The organism is Dolichospermum sp. DET69 (assembly GCA_017355425.1).
Classification (GTDB): Bacteria; Cyanobacteriota; Cyanobacteriia; order Cyanobacteriales; family Nostocaceae; genus Dolichospermum.
Genome location: CP070233.1, coordinates 880,360 through 897,355, shown reverse-complemented (window position 1 = coordinate 897,355; position 16,996 = coordinate 880,360). Strand labels below are relative to the sequence as shown.

The window sequence follows — 16,996 nt, the reverse complement described above, 5'->3', positions numbered from 1 at the left end:
CAGGCAGTAGACTATCTATAAAATTTAGCCATGCTTGCAGTTTTTTGCTTAATTTTTGTCAGCTAAAATCTAGTTTTTTACCAATTGCAGCACATCCAAAGTCCCTTTTAATCCTGTAGTTGTCAATAAAATATCTTCAATCTCAATAACCTTGACTTTAATTGCATTAACACTTGCTTATTAAAAGGTTTTGGTTCTGGTTTACTATGCAAACCTGAGCATAATGATTTTTGTTAGCCCTTGGAAGGTCAGGACATCGAAAGAGAGACAGTACAAATGCAAAATATGTTTTTTATTCAATTCTTATTTTTTTTGCAACATGAAATGAAAATAAAAATGTCCCTACTCTGAAGATTAATTGAATATTTGGAAAGTATTCCAATTGTTTAAATTTCTTTATAAATACTAGTTAGCTTTCCTCTTCCTTTTGACTAGTTAGTACTATGTCTATAGTCTAGTGCCAAGTAAAAGCAGTGCTATTTTTGGATGAGTCAGGGGGAATATTTACAATTAGTAATTAAGAATAACTCTATCTTCTAAAACTTAGTGGTGCAGAAAATTTTCCGGAGTCTCAAATTGAGAAGACAGTGACATGAGAGAACTCAATTTGTTGCTCTATCTGCGTTCGTTTTTTGAGTAAAGCAGTGGACTAACGAAAAATCAAGGTTTTTAACATATTTAGATCCGCATATTCAGATCCCCGATTTCTTAAAGAAATAGGGGATCTTGTTCTCGTTCAATAAAAGGGTAAAACTAAAGAAAATAATCTTCACATAACCAATGCAGCTTATCAGTGCAATCAATTTTACAGTTCCCTTATTAGCAACAGCCACAGAAACCGCAGACAGTTCCATGGTATTAGCCGCAGTGCTATTAAGCTTAGTGGTAATTTACTTTGCCAGCAAACTGGGTGGAGAATTAGCCAACAGAGTCAGCTTACCAGCAGTTTTAGGTGAACTTGTCGGTGGTGTAGTCATCGGTGTTTCCGTCCTCCATCTGCTAATATTTCCAGAAGGTGGTACAGATGCTTCCAATTCTTTAATCATGTCTTTCCTGCAACTCACCGCTGGGTTAACCCCAGAAGCCACACCACAGGTATTTGCAGCCCAGTCTGAGGTGATTTCGGTTTTATCAGAATTGGGTGTGATTATCCTGCTGTTTGAAATTGGCTTAGAGTCCAACTTAAAAGACCTGATGTCCGTTGGTATTCAAGCCCTGGTTGTGGCCACCGTCGGTGTTGTAGTCCCCTTTGCAGCCGGAACAATCGGATTAATGACCATATTTGGTATTAGTCCCATACCTGCAATTTTCGCCGGTGCGGCTTTGACAGCCACTAGTATTGGTATTACCTCCAAAGTTCTTTCCGAATTAGGACGGTTGAACTCCAAAGAAGGACAAATTATTCTCGGTGCAGCCGTCATTGATGACGTATTGGGAATTATCGTTCTCGCGGTAGTTGCCAGTTTAGCCAAAGATGGTGTAGTGGATGTGGGTAATGTCATTTATCTGATCATTAGTGCCAGTGCCTTTCTGATTGGGGCGGTGGTTTTAGGGAATGTCTTTAATAAATCATTTGTAGCGATCGCCGATCAACTCCAAACCAGAGGCGAATTAGTCATCCCCGCCTTCATTTTTGCCATTATCATGGCTTACCTAGCCTCTGTCATCCATTTAGAAGCAATTCTGGGGGCTTTTGCCGCCGGGTTAGTTCTCGAAGAAACCGACAAACGCAAAGAACTACAAAAACAAGTTATCCCCATTGCCGATATGCTAGTTCCCGTTTTCTTCGTCACAGTCGGTGCAAAAACGGATTTCGGAGTTTTAAATCCAGCCATTCCCACCAATCGGGAAGCCTTAATCATGGCAACTTTCCTGATTACAGTCGCCATCATCGGTAAAGTAGTGACAGGCTTGACAGTATTTGGTCAACCGGGAATTAACCGCTTGGCTATTGGTGTGGGGATGATTCCCAGAGGTGAAGTCGGCTTAGTATTTGCTGGTGTCGGTGCAGCTAGTGGTGTTCTCTCAAAACCATTAGGAGCAGCAATTATTATGATGGTTATTATTACCACATTTATCGCCCCTCCGCTCTTGAGATTCGTATTTCCAGAATCAAATACCGCCGCAAATTTAGACAGTAACTCTGGAAAATCATTAGCAGTAGAAACACCAAAATCTCTTATCACCACAAAAGATGATTAGTAGTTGGAATGTCACCCCAAATTCTCAGTAAACTTCACAGAAGATAGTTAAAAAAATTATCTGCTGTGGGTTTTTACATTTACTATATAAGGAGATTGGCAGAAACTTCTGGAATCCAATCTCCGTCTTCTGTGCTATTGACACCCTCTAATTGTAAAAATGGTGATTATTCCTGGCTTTAAATGCTCCAGAACCTCATTAATATAGCAATACTTTCCATGATCTCACTTTTTTTTAATTAAATTTACCTTTGGTGTTATAAATTTTTTTGTTTCCCATTCTAGTAGCCTTGATAATGTTTTGTATTCCTATTTTTTTTCAGGACAGTTTTTATAGGTTGAAAACTTTTTTTATTCAGAAGGATAACCCGCCAGTTTATGTCATTCATTGACAGTGGTGGGTGTTTTTCGTATGTATCTATATAGTTGCATCTGCCATTATTAATTATTAACTTAGCTAGGAGTAAAAATTGTGAAATTACATTGGTTATTACCCGCTACTTTTGGCAGTGTACTTTTGCTATCATCGCCCACATTAGCTGCAAAATTAGAATCTTGGCGATTTGACCGCAATCAAAACTTACTAGAAATCAATACCAATGGTGCTGTAAAACCTCAAGCACAATTAGTATTTAACCCCACTCGCTTAGTAATTGATTTACCGGGTGTTAAATTCGGACGTTCCCAGCTAACTCAACAAATAGGTGGTGGAATTCGGGAAATTCGCATTGGCCAGTTTGATGAACAAACAACACGGATAGTTTTAGAACTGAGTCCCGGTTATATCTTAGATCCTAAACAAATTAAATTTGTGGGTAAAAGTGCTAATCGCTGGACAGTACAATTGCCAAAACTAGAAACTGAATCAGGTTCATCTGCCACTAATAATAATAATTACAATCTAGCCAGCATAGACTCCCAGCTTAAACCTGAATTTTCACCCATTGCTAACAGCAACAGAGGTACAACTCAACTGGAGAGTTTACAAATTACTGGTGATGGCTTTTTTCTTCGCACTAATGGCGGTAATCCTCAAACCAAAATCATGAGCAGCCGTGATAAAACTACGGTATTTATTGATATTTTTGGTGCAACTTTATCGCCAAATTTAACCCAAGGAAATTTAGCCATTAATAAACATGGTGTGGACAGCATTGGATTTACTCAATTGCAAACAACACCAACATCTGTCCGCATGACGTTAAAAATCGCCGCAAATAGTCCTAACTGGCGATTAACTTCCAGTAATAGCGGTTTAGTCATCCTTCCTACTAGGGGAATTGTCAGCTTACCTGAAAATGAGAATTTACCACCAACTAGAACTAATAGTGGCTCAACCGCCACAATTCAATCTATAGAACTTGCTGATAATGGCACGCAATTACTCATTAGAGCCGACCAAGTTATATCCGCTACCACAGGCTGGGATAGAAGTTCTGGTTTATTCCGAATCACCATTCCTAATGCTAAATTAGCCAATCAGGTACAAGGACCGACTTTTGATGCTAATAGTCCCATTCTCAAACTCCGTCTGCAACCTCAACCGCCAAATACTGTAGTTATCTTGATTCAACCTGCATCAGGTGTTACACTGGGTGTACCCAAACAAGTAGGAGACAAACTTCTGGCTCTAAACCTGCAACGATATCGTCAGATTAGACCACCCATAAATTTACCTCCCTTATTGCCACCCAAGCAACAACTACCTGACCTAAATCCCAGACAACCACAAATTAAGCCCCGGCGCTCAGTTCAAAAAGGAAAATTAGTAGTTATAATTGACCCCGGACATGGTGGTAAAGATTCTGGGGCACTTGGTATAGGTGGAGTCCAGGAAAAAGATATTATTTTACCAATTGGGAAAAGGATTGCCGAAATTTTGGAGAGAAATGGTATTCAAGTAATTATGACTAGAGATTCTGATTTTTTTGTCAGTCTACCAGGACGAGTAACCATTGCCCAAAGGGCTAATGCTGATGCGTTTGTCAGTATCCACGCTAATTCAGCCGGTGAAAATCGTCCAGAAGTTAACGGTTTAGAGACATATCATTACAATACTGGTTTAACATTAGCTCGGATTGTTCACAGTAAAATTCTCCAAAGTCTCAATATTAGAGATAGGAGTGTGCGAAAAGCGCGGTTTTATGTTCTCCGGAAAAACTCTATGCCGGCAATTTTAGTGGAAACGGGTTATTTAACCGGCAGGAACGATGTTGCTAAGTTAAGAACTACAGCTTATCAAAATCAGATGGCAGATGCGATCGCCCAAGGCATTCTTCAATATTTAAGATCCAGATAAACAGTAATTTTTATTACTTATTGTCTAACCACCAATGGGAGAAAAATAAATTTGCTCACAAAATAGCGACACTAAATATATTTATATGCTAGGATTCTACGCCATTAGCCCTGTCTTACTACCAACACCATAATTTTGTCCTTGAGCAAAGTTAAATTTAGAGACTTCCAAATAAAAAAATATCCCAAATTCTCTTGTGGTGCAGGCATCTTGCCTGCTAATAATACAAAGACGGGCAGGATGCCCATCCCACAAGATTGGATAGCGAACGCGAGAGCGTCCCGGAGGGAACTAGCGTTGCTGCAGGCAGTTCATTTTTTTGTGGAGTTCTCTTAGAGGTTGTTTGAAAAGTCATGATTGATGTATCAAATATTTTTTTACCCCACCCTAACCCTCACCTTTCCAAGGGGAGGGAACTTCATTTTCCGATTTCCCCCCTTTATCAGGGGATTAAGGGGGGTAAAAATCACGACGTATTACTTTTCAAACATCCTCTTAAGGCAGTGATGATGTGAAGATTAGCCCATAAGTTGAGATATTGACAGATCCCATGAATGCGAATCAGGAGCTTTACGTGAAACTACATTGGTTAATACCTAGCACTTTTGGAACAGTTTTCATGCTATCTTCGCCAGCATTTGCCGCGAAATTAGAATCTTGGCGGTTTGATACTAATCAAAATCGTCTGGAAATAAACACATCTAGTGCTGTCCAACCCCAAGCTCAACTTATTTTTAACCCCACTCGCTTAGTAATTGATTTACCAGGAACCGAATTTGGCCGTCCGTCGTTAACCCAGCAAATTGGTGGCAAAATTCGCACCATTCGCATCGGCCAGTTTGACGAACAAACAACACGCCTAGTCCTAGAACTAGCTCCTGGTTACACCTTCAACCCTAAGCAAGTAAAATTTATTCCCGCTAATGGCAAACGTTGGATAGTAGAATTACCACAGCCAGAAGTTGCTTCTGGGGAAACTGGAGAACCATCACTACCCCCAGTATCAGATCAATCATCGGAAACAACACCTTCCTCCAGAAATATTTACAACGTAGTCACAACAAATCAGATCACCCGATCTAATCGAGAAACACCTCCAGGGGTAGTTCAAATTGATAAATTGCGAGTTACAGGTGATGGATTTTTCATTAGTACCAGTGGTGGTAATCCTCAACTGCAAATTAATCCTAGTCAAGATAATCGCTCTGTCAACGTTGATATCATTGGTGCAGCCCTATCAGTAAATATGGGACAACGGGATCTATTGATTAATCGCTATGGAGTCCGTCGCATCCAATTTAGCCAATTATCAAGTAGTCCCTCTGCTGTTCGCATGACTCTGCTGTTAGATAGCCCTGGTGGCAATTGGCAGGCATTACCTAGTGGTGACAGCGGTTTTGTTGTCATACCAGATCGTGTAGCCAAATTATCTGATAATAATCAATCCTCTACACCATCAGTTAGTGACTCCCCCGCGCTGATTCAATCTGTAGAAATAGGTGGAAATGGCACACAATTACTAATTAGAGCCGACCAAGCCATATCTGCTACCACTGGCTGGGATAGAAGTTCTGGTCTATTTCGCATCACCATTCCCAATGCTAGGTTAGCCAATCAGGTCAAAGGCCCCACTTTTAATAGCAATAGCCCTATTCTTAAAGTCCGTCTCCAACCCCAATCCCCCAATACTGTAGTTGTTCTTGTTCAACCTGCATCTGGTGTTAACTTTGGGGGACTTAATCAAATTACCTCTCAATTGTTAGCGCTACAATTGCAAACTAATCTTCGCGCTCAACGTCCTCTGATTACACCTCCTATACCACGACTAGATCCTCCAAGTTTTAACACAGAGCCTCCACAAACAAGACCCCAGCCCCGGCTACCAGTTCCTAATGGCAAAATTTTGGTAGTTATTGATCCTGGACATGGCGGTAAAGATTCTGGCGCTCCTGGACTGGGTGGTTTGCTAGAAAAAGATGTAGTTCTGCCTATTAGTACAAAATTGGCCAGAATTTTGGAGCAAAATGGTATACAAGTAGTTCTGACGCGAGATGCTGACTTTTTTGTAGAACTCCAAGGACGTGTGGATATAGCCAAGCGGGTTAATGCTACTTTATTCGTCAGTATTCACGCTAATTCTGTGGATAATCGGTCTGATGTCAATGGGTTAGAAGTCTATTATTATGACAGTGGTTATGGTTTAGCCGAAACTGTCCGGCAGACGATTCTCCAAAATATCAGTACCCTGAATAATCGAGGAACTCGCAAAGCTAGATTTTATGTCCTTAGAAAAAATTCTATGCCGGCTATTTTAGTAGAAACAGGTTATATGACTGGTCGAGAAGATAATCCCCGTTTAGGATCATCAGAGTACCAAGGTCGTATGGCTGAGGGGATAGCTACTGGTATTCTGAATTATTTAAAACAAAGATAATCATCGTCAGTTATGGGTTATTAGTTCTTTCCCACTAGAAGAATATAGATTAAATGAACCACGTTCGCGCAGCGTCCCGTTAGGGATAGGAGCGAAGAACACGAAGGAAGAAGGGCAGAAGGAAAGAAGAAAGAAGAAGATAGATTATCTTATCCTGGGAAAGGATTACCACTGACAACTGACAACTGACAACAATCTAAATTAATATTTGCTGTGTATTCATCTTCTATTTTTGATACTTTTTCCCCTCAAGAACCTCAACGCGCTCCTATTGGCGTATTTGACAGTGGTGTCGGTGGGCTAACTGTGCTACGACAGATTTATCAACAACTTCCTCATGAATCAATTATTTATGTGGGGGATACAGCCCGTCTTCCTTATGGAATTCGTTCCCAAACAGAAATTTTACAATTTGTTCGAGAAATCCTCCATTGGATGCAGCAGCAACGGGTGAAAATGGCTATTATGGCTTGTAACACCAGTTCTGCTCTGGCATTAGATATTGTCCGACAAGAATTTGATTTCCCGATTTTGGGCGTGATTCTACCAGGGGCAAAGGCAGCAGTCCAACAAGGACAGCGGATTGGTGTGATTGCTACTCCCGCTACGGCTCAAAGCAATGCCTATCGTCAAGCTATTTTAGAAATTCAACCCAATGTCCAAGTTTGGCAGGTCAGTTGTCCTGAATTTGTGCCTCTCATTGAACAAAATCGTATTCATGATCCTTATACTACTCAAATAGCAATAACTTATTTAGAGCCTTTGCTTGAGAAAGAAATTGATACTTTAGTTTATGGTTGTACCCATTATCCCCATCTTTCACCTGTTTTGCGATCGCTCCTCCCCTCCCACGTCAAACTAATTGACCCAGCAGTTCATGTCGTCGCTGCTTGCTCTCAAGAATTAGATATACTGGGGATTAAAAATACTCATCCACCAATGCCTACCCGCTTCGCTGTCAGCGGTTGTCCTGAGCAATTTACTCAATCTGGTTTGCAGTGGTTGGGTTATACCCCAATGGTAGAACAGGTATGTTTTGCAGATGCTGTTGTATCTTAGAGGATGTTTTAAAAGTCCTTCATGGTGCAGCAATTCTCATTTTGAAACGAGTTTGCATCATTCCAGTAATCTCCAGATTTGTTAAGAATTGTAAACTCCTTGTACTGTAAGGGTTTAAATGTCATGAAACCTTAATATGAGAATTGCTGGACTGTTCCCAACGATAAAACGCCGTAAAGGGAATCCGGTAGTAAGTAACTCTACTACTAATAGTACCTCTAAGGAAGTTCTGGCAACATTAAGAATGTACCAGAAGCCTACACCGACCTGTACTCAGGCGGTGTAGGTAGTTCACCACAACGAGTTTGAAAACCTTGTCCACTTAAAGCAGTCTAATAGTAAGAATTTTAGGCAGGTAGATAGAGTTTGCTGAAAAAGTCTTCTCGTGAAGGCTAGGAGTCACCGAGTCACCGAGTCAGGAGGAATAAAGAGGAGGAAGAAGAAGGAAGAGAAGGTTGGACAATTAGTCCTCAAATTTACGCGATTATTTTTGATGAAAATGCCAGGGTTTTAAACATCTATTGTCAATAATCTTGCACTTGTTTGGTTATAAAACCCTGCAAACCTTTATCTATCAACCCTTTTGCTTTCTTTTTTGCAAACCCTAGATAGTCTTTTGCAAGGATTTGGATAAATCACTCCAACTTGCAAACTTTGCAAAAAATCGCCAAATTTTTACACAAATACTGACTCATCATTGAACAAGTATTTAAACACAATTAATTATATAATGTCGGATCATTGCGTTGATATAGTAACCCCTTTATTGACTATTGACGGCTTCCGTTACATTTGCCGTTAATCCTCTCTGCTGCTTATACTTATTTTGGACAGCATTAGAATCACTTTGCGGCACATTTTTTTTGCCCGCTCGCTTTGCTAATGCTAATAATAAATACACACTAAATAAGTAGCCAGCAGCTAAAATGAATATCATCATAGGCATATTTCTGTAAATCATTGTTCCACCATCTTTACTTACTAAGGAATATAAAATTGCATACAAAACTGGCAAAACTTCAGTTAATCAAGCACACCCTTGATAAATGTAGTTAGCTATACAAAGCTTTCCAGTAGAAAACTAATTTTCTCTGGTCAATTAATTTATTCTCTTTAATATCAACTTTCCCAGGCCATACATCTGACAACAGTAAAATTGCTAAATAGCAAACTTACACTGCGTTCATCAGCAATTTACCTAGCCTGTTCTATTGACCTCACACCAAGTTAAACAGACATACGCTGATACTTAACGCGCGCTAAACACGTTGAGTTAGTTCCATAACTGGAAAAGCATAATTCAATTTAAAAGGTATGATTGTCGCCCAGAATTTAGGAATAATTCCCATTTTCTCCTTGGCGACGAGTTATTTTAGACCCACAACACTATTGTGTAAAATCACCATAAGATGGTTTTACTTCGGAAGTGAATAATCTGAAAAATTTAATATCTCTAGGTACTAGCCTAGCACAGCCAGCTTGAATTTGAAGCAAATTTCTAGACTAAATTTGCAAAATTTTTGTTGCTGACAGCCAACTTTAGATTACTAGTAACGTGAGTTATTTTATTAACACTAAAACTTTAATTATTACGCAATTAGTGATTGATAAACTTGACAAAAATTAACTAAACTTAAAACAATAATCATTTTAACATATTTATCATCTAATGTATGAATATCTTAATAGATATTAAAAATTAGATTCCCGAAGGAAAACTTTGCGCTGACACTGGGTTATCTTAAAATTAAAGAATATGTAAACTTTCGTAACCTAAGTCAGAGTCCGCCCATCCATGACCCCAGCCACCTCCCTGTTTACCCCTGTGGAAGCAGACCTGCAAATACTAGCAGATAACCTTAAACAGCTAGTTGGAAATCGCCATCCCATTCTCTATGCCGCAGCCGAACACTTATTCGGTGCTGGAGGGAAGCGAATCAGACCTGCGATAGTGCTACTTATATCGCGGGCGACCATGTTAGAAGAAGATATTACAGCGCGTCACCGACGACTGGCAGAAATTACAGAAATGATCCACACAGCCAGCTTGGTACATGATGATGTAGTAGATGAATCAGATGTCCGGCGTGGTGTACCGACTGTACATAGTTTATTTGGTAATCGCATTGCTGTGCTTGCAGGGGATTTCCTCTTTGCTCAATCGTCTTGGTATTTAGCAAATCTCAATAATTTGGATGTTGTCAAACTCCTATCCGAAGTAATCATGGACTTAGCGGCTGGAGAAATTCAGCAAGGGCTAAATCGCTTTGATGCTAATCTCTCTATAGAAACCTATCTGCAAAAGAGCTATTACAAAACAGCGTCATTAATTGCCAACAGTGCTAAAGCTGCTGGATTAATTAGTGAAACATCCCTAGAAACTGCCGAACACTTGTTCGGCTATGGTCGCCATCTCGGTCTTTCTTTCCAGATAGTAGATGATATTCTTGATTTCACCAGTTCAACAGACACCCTGGGTAAACCAGCAGGTTCTGATCTCAAAAGTGGCAACCTGACAGCACCAGCTTTATTTGCTTTGGCAGAAAAACCCTACTTAGAAGTCCTGATTAAACGAGAGTTTGCCCAGTCAGGGGATTTAGAGCAAGCATTGGCACTAATTCATGATAGTCGAGGTATCCAGCAAGCTAGAGAATTAGCTGCTCACCATGCTAAATTAGCCAGCGAGCATATCGGTATTTTACCCCCATCAAAATCGCGCGAAGCACTCATAAATTTGACTGAATATGTCCTAAGTCGGCTCTATTAAAAAAAAATTAGGGCGATTTAAGATTTGGGATTGAGGAAATTTATAGCAACGCGGTGGTAGGACAGCAATTAATACAGGAGGGAATAGGGAATAGGGAGCAAATGTTTTTACTCCTTTTTCCTTCTTCCTGACTCGGTGACTCCACAAGAGGGGCAACCACAGGGGGATTGCCCCTCTGACAGGTGTAGGTTTTTTACAATTGGGTGAGGACAGGACTTGGAAGACAAGGCAGACAAGGTGACAAGGGAGGAAAACCGGACAAGAAATGGATGATTGGTCATAAAACAAACCATAAATTGGGTATTTTATGGATAAAATCTTCCTTGTCTACTATCCCTCCTTGTCTTCCTGGTCTTGCCTTTACAGAGAATATTAAAAACCTACACCTGTCAGGGATTGCCCCCTACGGTGACTCCACAAGAGGGGCAACCACAGGGAGATTGCCCCTACGGTGACTCCACAAGAGGGGCAACCACAGGGGGATTGCCCCTACGGTGACTCCTGAATCCCAAATTTAGGCAATATTGGGAGGAACTATTTTTTTACCTTTAAATTCTTGTAATCGTTGCTGAATCAGCCTTTCCATCTCAGAACGCCGCACTTCCACCGTATTGGTTATATTTCCAGGTGTTTCTATGAAAACTATGCTGTGTACTGGTTTCAGAGCTACTAATTGAAATAAAATTTGGGTAACATCCATGAGGGTTGGCAGCAAGTGAGGGTCACGCCCAGCATCTGAGATTTGGGAAACATCTTGTATGGTAGGGAAAGCGTAAATAACTTGCTTTTCTATTCCTGGATTTGCGCGGTTGCTTAATGTAGTTAAAACCCAATCCTTCTCAGAATTTTGGAGAATAAAGTATTGGTAGTAGTTTAACTTTTCGGCAATAGCGGTTAATACAGGAGCGATTGATACCATAATTTGTGGTGTCACGCCATCCTGGGGTGCATTGTCTATCAGCAATTGAATTTGTGCTTCTAAATCCATCATGAGTTGTAAATGACTTTTGGATAATGGCTAAAACATAAGCGAGAGAATAGCCCACAAAATTGGGATTCACAAGTTCAATATTCTTTATCAGCCACATCCTCAATGTAAATTGGTTTGCGTTTGACTTGTACACAAAAACCATGCAGCTATTATCCAAAGTCTAACAAGTCGTGTCCAAAGTATGTTAGGGTCTTTTTGAGAACTGGGACTATGAATTTAACAGCAATCGCAACTACTCAAGGGAAAATTTCTATCAGCGTGGAGGTCATCTTTCAATTCCTATTTAGGGAACTTCAACAGTCAACTAAGGCTTCGGAGCAGAATTGTCACGATGTGTCCGTGAGAATTACTAACGAAGTTCTGCGGATTTGCAATGAAAGTAAACGCATTCAAACTTCCGGGTCTGTAGAAAGTTCAGCCATGAGCCTAGCTAAACATCGGTTACAACAGTGTATCCGCTACTATCAGTTAGGCTCAAGTCGTGGAAGGGTAGAATTACACAGCACACTGAGTGCTATTGTTTATCGTTATATTAATCCCCCTCATAAGCAATTAAGCTATCAAGGGCGCTTGACTATCATTGAAGATTTTCTCCAGAGTTTTTATCTGGAGTCTTTAAATGCTTTTAGAAGGGAGAACCAATTAGGTCCTACCTATCGCCCCCAGACTCTATTAGAATTGGGAGAATACATGGCATTTACCGAAAGATACGGTAAACGTCGGATTCCCCTCCCCGGTAGACAGCAACAGCTAATTATTCTGCGAGCGCAAACTTTTTCCAAACAGCAGCCTCTAGAAACAAGTGTAGATATAGAACTGGCATCTGAAGGTGGTAGTGGTGAGTCTGACGGTTCTTGGGAAGAGCCAGCTATCCACAAATTACGCTCGGCTATGGCAATGCAACCCGAACCAGAAGAAAATACCCTGCGCTCGGTTGTGATTACGGAATTAATAGACTATTTAGAAGAAAAAGAACAATCTGACTGTGCTGATTACTTTGCGCTTCGTCTTCAAGATTTATCAGCACCAGAAATTGAGTCAATTTTAGGTTTAACATCTCGGCAGCGTGATTATTTACAGCAACGGTTTAAATATCATTTAATTCGGTTTGCTCTTTTACATCGCTGGGAATTGGTTCATGAGTGGTTAGAAGTTTCCTTACCCACTAATTTGGGTTTAACTCCGATTCAATGGGAAACTTACATAGCACAGCTAGATGAGAAACAAAAGTCTATCTTAGATTTGAAGCAACAAGGAAAACCTGACGAGCAAATATCCAAGATTGTTGGCTTGTCAATGGCACAATTACAGAAACGTTGGTTTAAGATTTTAGAACAAGCTTGGGAAATTCGGAATTCTTTAGTGTCCGGATCTAGTGCATCTACCCATGAATGGTGACTTGTGATCCTCATAAAATTATCAACTTGCTTGGGTATTGAAAATTTATAAATTCAACACCTACGGGTATAGCTTGTTATAATGTGAGGAAATTGACGGGGTAAACATTCAGATCAAGATGTTAGCCAAATCATTGGTGAACTGAGCTTGACAAGAAAAGCCCCAAACCTTTCAATTGGGAGAAATTCCTACTGTGCAAGAACGTTTTCAAGCTATTCTTAAGCGTCGTTTACAAGACCAAGTAGAAAAAAATCCGCCGTTGTTCCCCTGGGAAACACAATCGGTAGAGTATCCTGACTGTGTAGAAGAACAATCATTGGGATTAGTTCCTGTTTGGGGGTGGACTGTCCACCAATCTAAGTTAAATTTACCAATTCCTTTGCCCGAAAAAGTTTTTTGGCAATTGTTAGAAAAATGTCAGGTGTTATTAACATCTTCCTTACCCCTGGGAGCTAAATTAGTTTGCGTGGTAGAAAGTATGTTCCCCACGGATGCTCAGGCCATCAATGATTTGGCCGGGTTAGTCCTGAGAAGCTCTTATCGTTCGGCTGATACTCTGACAGCTACACCTGATATTGAGAGCGATTATTTTGATTTGCTACCACGGCAACAAATGGCTTTGTCTTTAATGGCAGCCAAACAACTGTTGGAAAATTTAACTCTGCCGATTTCATTTAGTCAACCATTAGTAGATAGACAATGGCTCACTACTGTGGGGAATCTGAGTATTCGAGTAGAATTACATAATTTAGATGAATTTACGAAATTGACGGTTCGAGGTGAATTACCTACACCAGGAATTTTACAACTCCAGGGTAATAATACTCAAGAATTGGTGAAATCTGAGATTTCGGAAATACCAATTATCGAGTTACAAATTGATAGAAATCAGCCAACTTATACTTTGTCCGTTGAGTTTCCCGAATTAGATCAACAGCCTTTATTGTTGGCTATTCAGGTGAAAATCTAGTTCAAAATTTCCATATCTAGGAATTAGATGGGAGTAATAGCAACAGATGTATATTAATCTTGATTAATTTCCTGGGTTTAAAACTTAATTCTCTTTGCAAACAACAATATCAATATTAAGGGCGTATCTAATTCACTTAGCTATGAGCGCGATACTTTTACTCCTAGTGAGTCTAAGGCTAGGATAGGGAGAAAAGTTGAAGCCTAGCATTGTGTCCGCAGCGTCTACATCATAGCTTTGCTTGTTTGAACATGGTTAATTTATCCAGGATGAATCGGTTTTGGCGTTTGCCGGTAGGTAATCAGTGGCAACAAACTAGAGGAAAATCGCCATTAAAAGCAGTGGAAGATTCAATTCCTTTACGAGTGCTAGTGATGGTATTGGTAATTTTGGGGATTGTGGCCACGGATATTGCTGGTGAAACTCAATTTAGTTGGTGGACAGTACCACTGACTATGGTGGGTACATGGTGGAGTTATTACCGTCGCCGTAGTTCTAATATTCCCATCCAGTTTTGTATTGCGATTGGAATGTTATTGGCTTTGGGTGCTTTTTTTGGGCGTTTTATCGGTAATTGGAATGATACCCGGCTGAGTTTGGCAGAATTATTGATTCAATTGCAAGTGCTGCACAGTTTTGATACGCCCCGGCGCAAAGATTTGGGCTATTCGATTGTGATTGGGTTGATATTGGTGGGTGTAGCGGCGACATTAAGCCAAACTATGGCTTTTGCACCTGTGTTGCTATTATTTTTGGCGATCGCTCTCCCAACTTTAGTGCTGGATTACCGTTCTCGCTTAGGTTTTAAGCAATTTACTGCGGAGAAATCTCCTCAAAAAAATAATTCTAGTTTCAATTTTAAGTTTCTAATTTTAAATTTTTTGGTGATTGTAGCTTTAGGACTGGGGATTTTTGCAATTTTACCCCGGGTTCCTGGTTATCAACTCCGGTCTTTTCCTGTCAGTGCGCCGATTAAAGCTCCAGAAAATTTTACAGGACGGAATATTATTAACCCTGGTTATGTCCGTGAAGGTAAGGGTGGTGGTCAAGGTAATGGTGCTGATGGATCAAGAAAAGCTGGTGAACCAGGAAAATTAGATGATAATTTTTATTACGGTTTTAATAGCGAGATGAACCAAAACCTGCGGGGGGAAATGAAACCCAAGGTGGTAATGCGTGTGCGATCGCAAGCAGCAGGTTTTTGGCGAGTTTTGGCTTTTGACAGTTATACAGGTAAAGGTTGGAAGATTTCCCGGAATGATCAAGTTACTACTCTCAGACAATCACCTTGGACTTCCCGCATTTCTATTGATTCTCCACCCTTCATTACTCTAACAAAAGAGGTAGTCCAAACTTATAATTTGGTGTCAGAGATGCCTAACCTGATTCCAGCGATGTCCTATCCCAAAGGTTTGTATTTTCCCACACCCGCAATAGCAGTTGATCAGGAAGATGGTTTACGTGCGCCAGTGCAATTGTCAGAGGGTCTAACATATACTGTAGTTTCAGATGTTCCCTACCGCGATCGCTCTTTGTTAAGTAAAGCCTCAACTAAATATCCAGGCAATATTAAAAAGTATTACCTACCGATCCCCCCAGAAATTGCCGATAAAGTCCGAAAACGAACTGAAGAAATCCTGGCTAGTTATGATCAACAGCGGGTTTCCCGTTCTCCAGGGACTAAAAACTTAGATTCAGCTTACGAAAAAGCTCTTTACTTAGCTCAGTATGTTAAACAAAATTACACCCTCCCCACAAATCCCTTAGACTTACCTTATTTAGATGAGAAGGATGATTTAGTAGAAACCTTTTTATTCAAAAATAAAGGTGGCTATCCAGACCATTTTTCCACTGTATTAACAGTGATGCTGCGTTCTGTTGGCATTCCAGCCCGATTAGTTGCGGGGTTTGCTCCAGGGGAGTTTAATCCGTTTACAGGGATGTATGTTGTCCGTAATACTGATGCCTACGCGATGACGGAAGTTTATTTTCCTAAGTATGGCTGGTTTACCTTTGATCCCATTCCTGGACATCCCTTGATTCCTCCTTCTATAGAAGAAGATCAAACTTTTAGTGTCCTCCGTCAATTTTGGAATTGGGTAGCTGGTTGGCTACCTTCACCAATTACAGCTATTTTAAATACTGTGTTTGGGACGATATTTAGCTGGCTATTCCAAGGAATAGCCTGGTTTTTGGCTTTATTTACTAAAGGTTGGTTAGGGATATTAACTGGTTTAATCGTGGGGACAATTGCCGCTTTCTTCGGTTGGCTCGGTTGGGGACAATGGCGTAAGTGGCTTAACCTCCGTTGCTTAAAGAAATTACCCCCAATGGAAAGACTTTATCAACAAATGCTGCAATGGACTGCTAACAAGGGTTTAGGGAAGCATCCCAGTCAAACACCTCTAGAGTATGCCCAGTTTTCATCCCAACACCATTCCCCAGAAATAGCTGAGGTTATAGATGAAATTTGTCATGCTTATGTGAGTTGGCGTTATGGTGGACATACTCCCAACTGGCAGCAGTTACAACAAAGATGGCAAGTCTTGAAGAAAGTTAAGAGAAATCGCGTTTCTTGATAATTTGGGGCATTTATGAATTGCCCCTAAATCTGGCAAATAAGATGTCTTTGAGTCTAGTATAATAGATAGAGGTGTGATGCAAGCTGCTCTTTTCATGCCAAATACAGTACTGCAGTACTATAAAATTGCCTCTTACCAGTCTCCAAAAGCTCATGCCACTTACATTTATTTTAAATTCCGAAAAAGGCTTACTAGTACAGTACGGCGTAAGTTAATGAACCATTCCGAATCTGTGAAAAGCTTATGCTGTATTCATTCTAAATTCTAAATTCCGCCCTGCGTTACTAGTTTATAT

General features: G+C 40.3%; 10 protein-coding genes. 8 read left to right on the top strand and 2 right to left on the bottom strand.

Annotated elements, in window-relative coordinates:
* The first annotated feature begins 780 nt into the window (after window positions 1–780).
* From EZY12_04370 to EZY12_04355, 4 genes are all read left to right on the top strand, one after another.
* Window positions 781–2,202 (top strand): cation:proton antiporter, encoded by a 1,422-nt coding sequence (locus EZY12_04370; protein QSX68923.1) that lies wholly within the window; start codon window positions 781–783, stop codon window positions 2,200–2,202.
* Window positions 2,203–2,673: 471 nt separating this feature from the next.
* Complete coding sequence (locus EZY12_04365) at window positions 2,674–4,500, top strand: N-acetylmuramoyl-L-alanine amidase (protein ID QSX68922.1); 1,827 nt, start codon at window positions 2,674–2,676, stop codon at window positions 4,498–4,500.
* A 574-nt stretch (window positions 4,501–5,074) separates the two neighbouring features.
* Complete coding sequence (locus tag EZY12_04360; GenBank protein ID QSX68921.1) at window positions 5,075–6,934, top strand: N-acetylmuramoyl-L-alanine amidase; 1,860 nt, start codon at window positions 5,075–5,077, stop codon at window positions 6,932–6,934.
* Between the two features lie 213 nt (window positions 6,935–7,147).
* Window positions 7,148–7,993 carry a glutamate racemase gene (locus tag EZY12_04355; GenBank protein ID QSX68920.1) on the top strand — a complete coding sequence of 282 codons (846 nt, stop codon included), beginning with the start codon at window positions 7,148–7,150 and terminating at the stop codon, window positions 7,991–7,993.
* Between the two features lie 763 nt (window positions 7,994–8,756).
* Here the strand turns inward: EZY12_04355 and EZY12_04350 are convergent.
* Window positions 8,757–8,954 carry a hypothetical protein gene (locus EZY12_04350; GenBank protein QSX70508.1) on the bottom strand — a complete coding sequence of 66 codons (198 nt, stop codon included), beginning with the start codon at window positions 8,952–8,954 and terminating at the stop codon, window positions 8,757–8,759.
* Between the two features lie 834 nt (window positions 8,955–9,788).
* Here EZY12_04350 and sds point away from each other — a divergent pair.
* Window positions 9,789–10,760, top strand: coding sequence for a solanesyl diphosphate synthase (gene sds / locus EZY12_04345; GenBank protein ID QSX68919.1), 972 nt, complete (start codon window positions 9,789–9,791; stop codon window positions 10,758–10,760).
* Between the two features lie 514 nt (window positions 10,761–11,274).
* Here the strand turns inward: sds and EZY12_04340 are convergent.
* The gene (locus EZY12_04340) at window positions 11,275–11,748 is read right to left on the bottom strand and encodes a hypothetical protein (protein ID QSX70507.1); all 474 of its coding nucleotides are present in this window, start codon (window positions 11,746–11,748) and stop codon (window positions 11,275–11,277) included.
* A 213-nt stretch (window positions 11,749–11,961) separates the two neighbouring features.
* Between EZY12_04340 and hetZ the strand changes: the two genes are divergently transcribed.
* From hetZ to EZY12_04325, 3 genes are all read left to right on the top strand, one after another.
* Window positions 11,962–13,149: a heterocyst differentiation protein HetZ gene (hetZ, locus tag EZY12_04335; protein ID QSX68918.1), complete on the top strand. Its 1,188-nt coding sequence runs from the start codon at window positions 11,962–11,964 to the stop codon at window positions 13,147–13,149.
* A 175-nt stretch (window positions 13,150–13,324) separates the two neighbouring features.
* Window positions 13,325–14,119, top strand: a complete 795-nt coding sequence (locus tag EZY12_04330; GenBank protein ID QSX68917.1) for a PatU — start codon at window positions 13,325–13,327, stop codon at window positions 14,117–14,119.
* Window positions 14,120–14,388: 269 nt separating this feature from the next.
* Entirely contained in the window at window positions 14,389–16,698 is a 2,310-nt protein-coding gene (locus tag EZY12_04325) for a DUF3488 domain-containing protein (GenBank protein QSX70506.1), read from the top strand.
* The last annotated feature ends 298 nt before the right edge of the window (window positions 16,699–16,996 follow it).

Coding starts and splice junctions, on each gene's coding strand:
- EZY12_04350 (QSX70508.1), bottom strand. CDS start 8,954: ATGATTTACAGAAATATGCCTATGATGATATTCATTTTAGCTGCTGGC.
- EZY12_04340 (QSX70507.1), bottom strand. CDS start 11,748: ATGGATTTAGAAGCACAAATTCAATTGCTGATAGACAATGCACCCCAG.
- hetZ (QSX68918.1), top strand. CDS start 11,962: ATGAATTTAACAGCAATCGCAACTACTCAAGGGAAAATTTCTATCAGC.
- EZY12_04370 (QSX68923.1), top strand. CDS start 781: ATGCAGCTTATCAGTGCAATCAATTTTACAGTTCCCTTATTAGCAACA.
- sds (QSX68919.1), top strand. CDS start 9,789: ATGACCCCAGCCACCTCCCTGTTTACCCCTGTGGAAGCAGACCTGCAA.
- EZY12_04325 (QSX70506.1), top strand. CDS start 14,389: ATGAATCGGTTTTGGCGTTTGCCGGTAGGTAATCAGTGGCAACAAACT.